Genomic DNA, 10987 nt, shown 5'->3' with positions numbered 1-10987 from the left:
ACCAGGTGGGCCTTGCTATCGCCTGGGCGGAACACTCCAAAGGCTACCAGCAAGCCAACCCAGGCGCCAACCGCCGCGAGGTGGCGCTTGAGCTGACCTATAAGGCCAGCCTCACTGACTGGCTCTCCTTCCAGCCCGACATTCAATATGTCATCAACCCGCTTGAAGGCTCCCAAGACGTGCTTGCCGTCGGTCTCAGGATGACCGCCGAAGTAAGTTGGAACTGAAGCGGCCTCGGTCAATAACTATTGGGCGGTGTCCGGGCGAACAACATCACCGTGACCCGTCTATAAAGCTCCATTGAACTTTCACGCCCTGTACTGCCCTGAGCGTACTGCCCTGAGCGTACTGCCACTGAGCGGGGATGCGTGACCAGTTGCAATACTCCAGTCCGCTCATCCGCGTATGCCTGTGAACGACAAGCTTGCTGAGAATAAAAGCAAGCTTTGTGAGAGAAAAAACAAACTCAGTGAGAACCTTCACGAGTATCGCCACCTTCAATTGTGGCGCCTCCGCTCTTTTTCCTTGTATTAGAATTAGAATTCTGATTCTTATAAGGATGGTAATTGTATGAGTATGCTTAAGTTTTGGCTCGGATGTCGGCGTGGGTGGTGTCTAGTTGTCGCCGGCAATCGGGTTTTGGGGCTGCTTATGCCTGGGCTCATGATGGGCTTGCGGGTTGGGGAGGTCATCTTCCCGGCGCGCTGGTTTTTCGTGAGCCGTGGGCCTGGAAGGTTTTGGCTTTCCCGGCCTGGTCTTGTGCGTGGGTGCGCATGAGGCTGGCTTTATGCGCTCTGGGCCTGGTCGGTGAACGTTGGTCAATGAAGATTGGCTGATGGGGTTTGGCTGATGAAGCTGGGCACGGTGCCGCGCGGCTTGCAGTTATGCAGGGCGGCGGCGTGTCTTCGGTTTTGGTCAAGCCAATGCCTGATACGGCTGGCCTTGGGCAGTGCTGCGGGTTTGTTTTCGCGTCTGCACTGTCGGTACCCAGGCTGTTGGGGCTTGGTGCCGCAGGCGGGGTGTGTTGCTGCAAACCGGGCAGGGAGCTGCGGGCATAAGTTTAGGGTGAAACTGGATGGGCCTCTTGCTCGGGGGCTTGATGGAGAGAACTATATGACAGCAATGTCGGTAAGTGGGGGTGAGGGCCAGTGGTTATACGGAAAATGGGTGCAGGCACCCATGCAGGGCCGCAGCCGCCGGTCGTTCCAGCGTTTCCTTGAGGCGGCGGAAGATCTGCTGAAAGGCAAACACTGGCACGAGGTTTCGGTGCACGAAATTGTGCGTGAGGCCGAAGCATCCGTGGGCTCGTTCTATAACCGGTTCGCAGACAAGGCAGCACTTCTGCACTGCCTTGATGACCGGTTGGGCCTTGAGTGTGAACTGACGCTTGAAAACCTTGAGGGGGAGCTATCGCACTGCCCGGCGCTGGTGGATGACGCGCCCGGCATTATCGTGAGCGTGCTTATTCGCTTGTGTGAAGAACGCCGGGGCATCATTCGGGCGCTTGATCTCGCGCACAAGATGTCAGCCGATGACAGCTTTGATGGCCTTGGGCTGCGCTTTGATACGGCCGCCAATCGGTTCGCCGGATATCTGGCATCCGTGAGTGCACGGTTTGGCGAAATAGGGGCTGAAAAGATCGCGCGGGCGTTCAAGGAAACCTTCTGGCTCGCGCGGGAACAGCTGGTCTACGGTGCAAGCGCGGAAGATAAAAGCCGCCTGCACAAGGCACTCCTGAGCCATTTTGAGGCGGGACTGAAGGCGTAAAACGTTTGATTCTGGCGCGTGCCGGGCCGGGCGCGCGTTATGCAATCGATGTTAACCATAAGTGTGAGTGTCACGCTTATGCAGGAGCCTTGCGCGCGCTGGATGTATAACCTTGGGTTAGCGCGTTCATTACGTGTATTTATGTGAAAATCCGCATATTTCTGCGCGTGCGGCGCGTTTTTCCGTTGCGCGCGCCATTTTGCCTGCCTAGCCTCATAGCTTAAGGCAAGGGGTTTGCTGGTTTGTTGATCCGGGGGGAGAAGCACACCGTATTAAGGACGAACCCCTTAAGAAAAACAGGTGTGGGTGAGTAATTTGTTGCGTAAATTGTTTGTCGCGGGATCGGGGGTGACCGCGCTTTTGTTTCTGTATCTGACGTATCACGAAGCGCAGGCTACAGAAGAGGGTGCAGCTCAGGCACGAGCGGCTGCATATCATCAAATCAGGTCATCAGACCCTTCAGCCGAGCGGAAGAAAACCGTGTTTGCCACCGTGTGGGGGCAAACTCTCGCGCAGGATGGCACCGGCTTTTATAACGAGCTGGCAGACACGCTTCTGAAGCGCGAACGCGCTGATGTATCTTATCAGTTGATGCCTTATAAGCGGGCGAAAGCGCGGTTCCTGGATCGGGGCAGTTCATGCCTTTATCCGTCCGCCATCAATGTGCTGGAAGCGGGCGGCCATATTGATGACCGGGACGAATATGTTGAAACCGTGCCGCTTTTCACCACAAAAACCCATTTATTTTCCCGCGCGGGCGAAGCCCCACCACGGGCCATGGGCGAGCTTTACGGCAAAACCGTTGCGGTGCCTTCGGGCTCAGTGATGCTGAATGTGCTGAAGGGCTCTGGCGCCAAGCTGATTAGTGTGCATGACGAGGCAGACAAAGCGCAGATGCTGCTTACCGGCCGGGTAGACTATATGACCGCCATGCTGCCGGATGCGGTGTTGGTGTTTGCGTCCCTAGGCAAGCCGCTGCCAGAATTTGATGCCGCCATGCCGTTTCTTGAGGCGGGCGTGTCGCTCGTATGTCACCGCACGCGGGAGAATGTGGCTTTCATTGAAAGCCTGAATCTGCGCATTGGGGAGCTGAATGCAGACCCAAGCTACCGCGCGAAGCTCTTTGAAGCTGGCATCTGGCAGGAAGAGGCGTTCGCGAGCGAGATGAACGCTGTGATGCCCGCCGCCGGTGCTGTGGCTGCGCTCACGTATGAGCAGGGCGTGGGCAAGGATAAGCTTGCAGCACAAGCGCCTGTCGCGCATGCTGTCAGCGAAGGTGAACCACAACGACCATAACAGAAGCATGCTTGGGGGCATTAACATAGAGACAACATAATGGCGGCATCTGGTTTGGTAAGCAGGATTTGGGCACGAGCACCTTTTGGTGGAGCTTTCATCTCGCTTGCACTATCTGCCGCACTTGGTGCCGCAACTATTTTCGCCCCGCAAAGCGGTGCGACGGAAAGCGACCCCGAAGACGCCATTTTTGGTACCGGCTGGGGCATGACTCTCGCGCTGGATGGCACCGGTTTTTATAATGATGTGATCAAATATGCGCTCACCGGGGTGCAGCGCGGTCAGCGGTATATGCCGCTCCCCTACAAGCGGGCGAAGGTTGAGTTCGCTGCCCACGGCCGCAGTTGCCTTTACCCCAGCAGCATCCCGCATCTCCTCAACGGTGCCGAGATCGAGACAGCACATGACTATGTGGAGACGCTGCCGCTCATTTTTGTGGAAAGCCATATCTTCAGCAGGCCGGGCACGGAAGCCTTGCAGGACTTCACCCTGCTGGCGGGTAAAACCATCGCCTATGCAAACGGATCTGCGCTGCCGAACATCCTCGGGCAGTTTGACCCCATCTTTATTCCAACCACAGATGAAACCACCAAGGCGCGTATGTTGAGCGCGGGCCGGGTGGATTTTATGTCCGGCTCCCTGCCGGATAATATATTTGTGTTCGAGGCACTTGGGGAACCACTGCCGGCCTATAACCCGGACCTGTCGATCCTGAAGGTCGGCATTGGCATTGTGTGCCACCGCACGCCAGAGAATGAGGCTTTTGTGGGGGTGGTGAATGCCCTTCTTGAAAACCAGCTTGTGCGCACCGGCATGAAAGAGCTGTTCGAGAACGCAGGCGTTGCGCCGCGCTTTTTCCCCGAGCCACCTCAGCGCGATGAGTAGGGCACCGGCGTGCCAGCCCACACCCTCAGGCCTATAATTTCCCTTCTTGCGCTGTAATCTTCTGTTTACCGCATGGTGGGCGCGGTTTATCGCATGCCCGGTGACGGGCGGCGCCTGCTGTAGTTATCTAAGCTCACAAGTTTTGAGTAACACCCAAGCACAAACGCCGAGTGATGACAGCCGACCCAATGCCAAGATTGATAAGCAGCATCCGATAAGGCCCGAGTACCGACCACGCGAGAGTTTCGTTCAAGCACGACGAAGACATTCAAGTTAAGTAGTTCCCCCTGAGAGAGCGGCGCCAGTATGGCGCCGTTTTTCGTTTGATGTGATGCCGCTCTTGTGGGGGGTCACACGTTGGCGTGGGGGCTGGGCCACAGCACGAATGCCGGACCACAGCCCCCGGGCGCCAGCATGTTGCGGATGCGGCGCCGCCGGGCCGATGTTTGCGATGATGGGGTAAAAAGCATCGACCCTTCGTTCAGTATTGCTGAGGTGAAGTGCGGCGGAAAGCGGAGTCTGTGCATATCACCAACAAGTGAAAATACTAAACTAAAGCGATAGTCGGTTTGAGCTGATTTTGTGGCGGCCGAGCGCAGGACCTTCACGAGAGGAGGAAGCCGGGGGCGTAACGCTCTATGCGCTGCGGGAGGTCCATCAGCATGAGCGCACGCTCCCCGGCTGTCGGTCAGAGGCCCGAACGGAACAAGAGACGCAGGGGCTGTCTTTGGGTCCGGTGGCGCGTCCAAAGGGTGGGAGAATGCCATCCACTTTCACCAAAGCCTGCGCGTTCGGATGCGGAAAAAGGGGTTAACCGCAACTGACCGGCATGTGTCTGACCCTATGACGCTTGGTTGCGCGGATTTGGGAATGGTCGCTGCGCTTTTTTGAATTTTTACGGGGTTGATAGTAAGGCCCTTTGCAGGCGAGGGGGAGGGGGCTCGCCTGCAAAGGGTGCCGAGGGCCAAGGGTGTGGCCGTTTCGGCTTTTCCCCGGGCTTTCGGAAGGGCCGCCGGGCGGTGTGCCGCGGCGGGGAAAGCCATATCGGGGCCAGCTGCCTGGTCAGGGCAGTGCGGCGATACATAACCCCCTTTTGTGAAGGGCATATTGCAAGGGCCAGCGGCCGGTTATGTAACCGCGAAGGTTTCCTGCATCTGCGGCATTGGGGGAGGGGCCGCAACCATGCACTACCTTCGGGGGTTTTGAGCCAGCAGACCATCAAGCCCAATTCAGGGGCGTAGGCTTTTGTCTGCATCTTCCAAACCGGATGAAGGAGTATCTCCCGCCTCTGGTTCTGCTCGTCACCGCACCGATCTTGCCGGTGCTGATGAGATAAAATTACGAATAACGTAATTAATTGTCAATGGCTAATGTTACGAAATTCGAAATAATTTTGCCGGGCGCAATCACAAATCGCTGTTGGTGCCAGTTGGTGCTGGTGATATAGTCTTTTTGCAGGAACGCGGGGGTTATGTGACTGATAAATCGAGAATATTGATGTTACGTAATGCTTGTCGTACAGGCCTTTTGGGTCTTTCCTGTGCTCTCCTTCTGCTGAGCCTGCCTGCAGGGGCGGAGGAGGCCTCTGAGGGCGACCAGCTCACGCTTTACCGCGCTGTCAGCTACTATAGCGACGAAGCCAGCTTTGATAGTGATGAGCTGAAAAATTCACTGTCCGAAAAGGTGTTTGCCAAGCTGATGCAGGACGCGGGCTGGAGCATGAAGATCCGCTACCTGCCGCTCAAGCGCGCGATCAGCCTCTATCAGGCAGATCCTGAGGGATGTGTTGTCGCGCCGCTGCCCGTCAATACGGACCTCCAGCAAAGCTCAGACATTTATTACATGAACCCTTTCTGGATTTATGTGCTGAAGGACCGAGGGTTCAAAACGATCGATGACTTGCGTAGCTTTGGCAGCATTGATGGGTCTGACGATTTTATCGGTCGCACGATTCTCGGTGACCTGGAGCGCATCAACGCGCCCTCTTTTCAGGTGCTTATGGCCATGCTGCGTTCCCGGCGGGTAGATGCTATCCCGCTTGGGGAACTGGCGCAGATGCATGAGCCGGAGGTTGGCAAGACCATTGTGCGGCTGAGCGAGGAACCTTTCCTTCTGATACCTCACCGGCTGCGTTGCAAACGCACCCCTAAAACCGCGCTGATGCTGGAAGCCGTGAACCGTGTGCTGGCCGAAAACCCGGCACCGCATGGTGTGCTGCAGACGCCCTAAGCCTCAACGCGGGTGCCGCCCTCGGGCTCGATCATCCGGGTATGCACCCACATCACACCGCCGATGATATCATCGCCCGTAAGCATCTTGCCCTTTGGTGCCAGCCCGTCAGGCAGCATGGTGAACCGGAAAATCTCATAGCCGACCGCGCTTTCAAACTCTGCGCCCGGCACGGCCATCAGCCAGCCTTCGCCCTTTTCATCGCGGATATATTTCCTCAGCACATGCCGCCCGTCCGGCAGCGCAAACACATAAAGCCCGCCGGGTGCGATGGGTACAAAATGCACCTTGGGGCTTGCGGTGATGATCAGGCTGCCCTCAGCGATCAACCCGGCCATGGAGCTATCGCCCATAATGAAGCAGTTCAGGCCTTCGCTGGTTTCCGCGTCCGGTGGGGGTGCCACGCTGTCGAACCTCAGCCCTTCGGGTTTTGGCGCGAGGGTGCCGTCCCCCATGATCTGGCCGAGGAGCGGTACACGCGGCGCGCCTTCGTCGCCTGGCACAATAGTGGCCTTGCCGTCCTGCAAACTACGAAGCAGCGAGCGCGCGCTCATGGCAAGCATGTCCGCCAACGGTTCAACCTCATCCGCCTGCACTTCCCGTTTGCCGTTCAAAATGTCAGTGATACGCGGCGGGGGCACATTAAGCGCCGCCGCTACGTCCTTAAGCTTGAAGCCCTTTTTCTTGAGGGCTGCTCGTATCCATTCCTGTTTTGGCATCGCGTTCCATCATTACGGTCACCGTAAATTATAATTTACAATAAACGTAATTTTCCTTGCATTAAGTTACGAATATCGTAATCATATAAACATGAGCGAGTCAAATGATATTCATACGGCGCGCTGGCCCCGGCGTTGGCCGGGCACAGCCGCAGCGGTAAAAAGAGAGGGCCATGACGGGCCCTTTTTCACCTTTGGTCTCCCGTCGCATTCTGCGTGTGGCGCCGGGTGCGGCGACCAGTGTGGCGCAACGTGTGGCGTATCTGTGGCGCATGATCTTCCCCGCTTGGTGGCGGGAGGTGTATATGGCTGAGTTCCCCGCGCTGCCTTTGTTTACAGACGCTTACCTCGCAGACACCCGCCACCTGACAGCAGAAGAACACGGCGCGTATCTGCTGCTCTTGATGTGCGCGTGGCGCACCCGCGGCTGTGCGCTCAAAGACTGTGACCGCACGCTGGCCCGCACCGTTGGCGTTACCCGGGCGCGCTGGCGCAAGCTCAGGCCTGTGCTCACGGAATTTTTCACGGTGGAAGCGGGTCTTTGGCAGCAGAAGAAGCTGAGCGAGGTGTACCGGGGGGTTGAAGAACGTGTGGCGAAAAACCGGCAAAATGGGGCGAAGGGTGGCCGCGCCAAAGCCCGGAAGGTGAGCCGGATGGTGGATGAGGCTGGCGATGGGGGTAGCCAAAAGCTGCCAACCAAAAGCCAAAACCAGACTCCAAAACCAAATGGGGAAGCTGGGGTGATTGCCGCTGCTGCCGGGCTTGATGGTGATGGTTTATCCGTGAAGGCAATGGCGCCGGTGGCTGAGTGGCTCGCGGCAGGTGCTGTGGTGGAGGAGGATATCCTGCCCACCATCGCGGCGCTCAGGGCGCGGCAGGAAACACGCGCGGGCAGGCGACCCACAACGCTTGCCTACTATACCCCTGCGGTTTTGGAAGCGCGGGACGCCCGGCTTGGCGCTGTGCAGAAGGGCAGTGCGCATGCGCAAGATAGCCCGCCGCCCCCTCCGAAGCGCAAGTTCGACCCTGAAAGCGTGGACGACTGGCGGCTTTTCCTTGGTGATGCCAACAGCCGTTTCCGGGGTGATTACCTGAGCCAGAACTGGGCAATCGGGCGGGGCCATCCGGTGTTTGAGGCATCGAGCCTCGGGCCTGACCCACGGCATAGCGTCAACAAAAAGATACCGCCCGAGATCATGGCGGAATATGGCCCCAAGTGGCGATGGCGCTCGTAGGCGATAAACCATAGTTCAATCACAAGTATAAAATTATCGGCAGCAATACCAGCCGCAGAGCTGGCAGCAGAAGAGGACTTTCATGATCCAGAGCAGCACATTTTCCCGCCCCGGCGACCGCCGCGCTTTTGTTGACACAGCCCGTGAGATTGCGCGCAGCATCCCGGGGGACGGCAGGCCACCCAAGGACATGCTGATCCCCGTCGTTGAGGCGCGCATGGTGTCTGCAGCATGGACCCTGCGCCGCCTGCCAGACAGGGAGCGGGGCTTCCTGCGGGCCCGGCAGTCCTACTGGCCGGAAACCATGGCAGACGGCGGCACATACGCGGGCGCTGGGCTCACCAGCTTTCAAGCGCGGTTCAGGGCGCGCATCCGTGCGGAGGAGATTGACGCCATGCAGCCCACGCTTGACCTCCTTCTGCTGCTGCCCGACAGGGAGGATAGGGAGATATTGTTTTTTGGCGCCTGGCATCAGGATGGGGAGCTTGGTGGCCGCATCCCATGGGCCAAGGTCAGGCGCAGTTTGCCCGCGGGCAAGGCTGGCAATACCGGGAACCTGTCCCGCTGGACGCTCAAACGCCGGTACGCTGGTGCCTTGTCCTGGCTTGCGGCGCTAATCGCGTTGCAGTTGTGAAAATGCTATAACCCGAATGGGTCATAGCCAGCCCAATTCCGTCTGTGTATACTCCCCCTTCGCAATGTAAAGTCTGGGTGGGAAATAAGTATGCGACGACTAATGGGCTGTATAACAGCAGCGGGCCTTTTGCTGGCTGGCGCGCTTTCTGCTGTACCGGCAGCCGCACAAACATCAGAGGCGCCTGCGGGTAAACGTTCTGCGCCGCCTGTTATTAACGAGCTTGCACTGCAGCGCAGTGAATATCCGGCAACGCTCTCGGCCGCCTGCGCCTATGTGGATGACGGCTTTGATATGAGTTGCAGCTTTTTTGTTACCCGCGTATCAGCACGCAAAAGCGATAGCCGGGTGAACGATATGCTGCTGCGCATGTATACAAGCCGCACGGCTGAGGAGTGGCAGGACCACCCGATGTGCACGGCACCTGAGGTGAAAGACCTTGAGCGCCATATCAAGGTGATGAAGGTGCAGAAGAAGCTCGCGGGGCTTGAGGAAATGGTGATCCGCAGCCAGGCAGAGCCTGCTGTTACCTTCTGCCAGGACCCGACGATGGATAATTATAAAGCTTATCTGCGCTCGCTTGATGACGCCTCAAGCTGCACGGTGGATACCACCACGGAAATGGTAGTGATGAAATATACCAAGGCTGACCAGAGCTGGACCGGTACCTTCACACCCAAAAGCCCGGCAAAGCCAAATACTGAATATACCATCAAGCTGGATAGCGTGACGGGCAAGGTTGGCAAGCGGCTCATATTCATGGTGACACAGACGCTGCGCCCCAAAGGTGGTGGCCGTGGCAGCCAGCTTGTCTACCGCGCCAAGAAAGCAGACCAGAAGCACTTCTGCGGGTATGTGGAATGGTAATGTCCACCACCTGCTGACATGAAAAAGAGGCACCACCAGTGATGGCGGTGCCTCTTCTCTGGAGAGGCCAGGTGCCGCGCGTTCTAGGCCCCGCGACTACCTACCGAAAAATCTCTCCGTCTTTACTCGATCCCCCAAGATCCTCTTCATTATGCGCCGCCCGCTAGCGGAACAGCGCCAGTACTGATTGCGGGCCTTGGTTGGCGATGGAAAGCGCCTGAAGGCCCAGTTGTTGTTTGGTCTGGAAGGCTTGCAGATTGGCGCTTTCTTTCGCGAGGTCTGCGTCCACCAGGTTCCCGATCCCGACCTCAAGGCTATCCGAGAGCTTGCCCGCAAACTGCTGCTGGATTGCGAGCCGGTTTGACGTCGCGCCCAATTCGGAAAGCACATCGTTCACAGACGTGATGGCTGCCTCAACCGCATCCACGGCAACCTTTGCGTTGGAATCAAGCGAGGCTGACCCATCGAGGGCGGTGCCGTCGGCTGAGTAATAATGTTGGTCCGCCAGATAGATCGTGCCAGAGCTGACATAGAGTTGATCATAGTCGAACGGGTGCGCGAATATATTGACAGTGGCGCCAGAGGCTTGGCTGCTCATCTCCGTTGCTACCGGATACCCGTTGCCGTTGCTGTCGAACCAGCCAGTGGACGTGTTATAGGTGCCCGGTATCAGGCCCGGAAAGTTGGCATTTACATAGTTGGTGGTAGCAGCCAGCCTGTCGGCAGTGCCGCGCAACATGGTAGCAGAGCTGTAGGCACCGCCATTGATCGCTTCAGCGCCGTCAACATTGATGCCAACGATAGACGTTTGGTCGATACTCAGTGCGCTGGTAGTCAGGCTTGAGCTGCTGTTGGTGATCGTGGTGCTGCCGGTACTGTCCGTGATGGCGGATAAGGTATCACCGGTCAGCAGGTTGCGGCCGTTGAAGCTCGCGTTTTCAGCAATTGAATTCACCTGATCCAGCAGTTGCAGATAGTCGTTGTTGAGCGATGTGCGGCTTGCGTTATCAAGGCCCACATCCTTCGCGGCAACAGCTTTTTCTTTCATCTCGATCAGGAGGTCAGAGATAGCTTCGGCGCCTGCAATAGCTACATCGAGCTCAGACTGCGCACGGGAAAGCGAATTGTTCACGGCCCGGAAGCCCGCAACATCACCCCGCATATTTTGTGCAATGGAATAAAGCGCCGCGTCATCCCGCGCGGACGCCACCTTAAGGCCGGTGTTGACGCGAGACTGCGTGACCTCGAGCGACTGGCTGGTCGTATTCAAATTTTGCAAGGCGGCGAACGCGCCTGCGTTGGTGTTAACTGAAAACATCCTTCTGATGCCTTTTATCTGAGTTCAGCCTGGGCTT

The 10987-nt window shown here is 57.5% G+C and carries 11 protein-coding genes; 9 read left to right on the top strand and 2 right to left on the bottom strand.

Annotation, left to right across the window (positions count from 1 at the left end; all coding sequences use genetic code 11):
* From ACN0XZ_RS18385 to ACN0XZ_RS18360, 6 genes are all read left to right on the top strand, one after another.
* On the top strand, positions 1–227 hold a 227-nt coding region (locus ACN0XZ_RS18385; RefSeq protein ID WP_417459278.1), incomplete at its 5' end, for a carbohydrate porin.
* 615 nt (positions 228–842) lie between these two features.
* Positions 843–1058 (top strand): hypothetical protein, encoded by a 216-nt coding sequence (locus ACN0XZ_RS18380; protein ID WP_417459277.1) that lies wholly within the window; start codon positions 843–845, stop codon positions 1056–1058.
* 55 nt (positions 1059–1113) lie between these two features.
* Positions 1114–1767, top strand: a complete 654-nt coding sequence (locus tag ACN0XZ_RS18375) for a TetR/AcrR family transcriptional regulator (protein ID WP_417459276.1) — start codon at positions 1114–1116, stop codon at positions 1765–1767.
* 348 nt (positions 1768–2115) lie between these two features.
* Positions 2116–3063, top strand: coding sequence for a hypothetical protein (locus tag ACN0XZ_RS18370; protein ID WP_417459275.1), 948 nt, complete (start codon positions 2116–2118; stop codon positions 3061–3063).
* A gap of 39 nt (positions 3064–3102) precedes the next feature.
* Positions 3103–3948 (top strand): hypothetical protein, encoded by an 846-nt coding sequence (locus tag ACN0XZ_RS18365; protein ID WP_417459274.1) that lies wholly within the window; start codon positions 3103–3105, stop codon positions 3946–3948.
* Positions 3949–5445: 1497 nt separating this feature from the next.
* Positions 5446–6177 carry a hypothetical protein gene (locus ACN0XZ_RS18360; RefSeq protein WP_417459273.1) on the top strand — a complete coding sequence of 244 codons (732 nt, stop codon included), beginning with the start codon at positions 5446–5448 and terminating at the stop codon, positions 6175–6177.
* On the opposite strand, the gene ACN0XZ_RS18355 is transcribed toward ACN0XZ_RS18360, so the two are convergent.
* Entirely contained in the window at positions 6174–6896 is a 723-nt protein-coding gene (locus ACN0XZ_RS18355; RefSeq protein WP_417459272.1) for a helix-turn-helix domain-containing protein, read from the bottom strand. The genes ACN0XZ_RS18360 and ACN0XZ_RS18355 overlap by 4 nt on opposite strands.
* Before the next feature lie 173 nt (positions 6897–7069).
* Between ACN0XZ_RS18355 and ACN0XZ_RS18350 the strand changes: the two genes are divergently transcribed.
* The 3 genes from ACN0XZ_RS18350 to ACN0XZ_RS18340 all read left to right on the top strand — a co-directional run bounded on the left by ACN0XZ_RS18350 (position 7070) and on the right by ACN0XZ_RS18340 (position 9632).
* Positions 7070–8131, top strand: coding sequence for a YdaU family protein (locus tag ACN0XZ_RS18350; RefSeq protein ID WP_417459271.1), 1062 nt, complete (start codon positions 7070–7072; stop codon positions 8129–8131).
* A gap of 82 nt (positions 8132–8213) precedes the next feature.
* On the top strand, positions 8214–8765 hold the full coding sequence (locus ACN0XZ_RS18345) for a hypothetical protein (protein ID WP_417459270.1): 552 nt from the start codon (positions 8214–8216) through the stop codon (positions 8763–8765).
* A 90-nt stretch (positions 8766–8855) separates the two neighbouring features.
* The gene (locus tag ACN0XZ_RS18340; RefSeq protein WP_417459269.1) at positions 8856–9632 is read left to right on the top strand and encodes a hypothetical protein; all 777 of its coding nucleotides are present in this window, start codon (positions 8856–8858) and stop codon (positions 9630–9632) included.
* Positions 9633–9795: 163 nt separating this feature from the next.
* On the opposite strand, the gene ACN0XZ_RS18335 is transcribed toward ACN0XZ_RS18340, so the two are convergent.
* Positions 9796–10950, bottom strand: coding sequence for a flagellin (locus ACN0XZ_RS18335; protein ID WP_417459268.1), 1155 nt, complete (start codon positions 10948–10950; stop codon positions 9796–9798).
* Positions 10951–10987 lie beyond the last annotated feature (37 nt).

It is taken from the genome of Kordiimonas sp. (genome assembly GCF_048264555.1).
Classification (GTDB): domain Bacteria; phylum Pseudomonadota; class Alphaproteobacteria; order Sphingomonadales; family Kordiimonadaceae; genus Kordiimonas.
The sequence above is the reverse complement of the archived record's forward strand: the minus strand, read 5'-3'. Positions and strand labels throughout refer to the sequence as shown.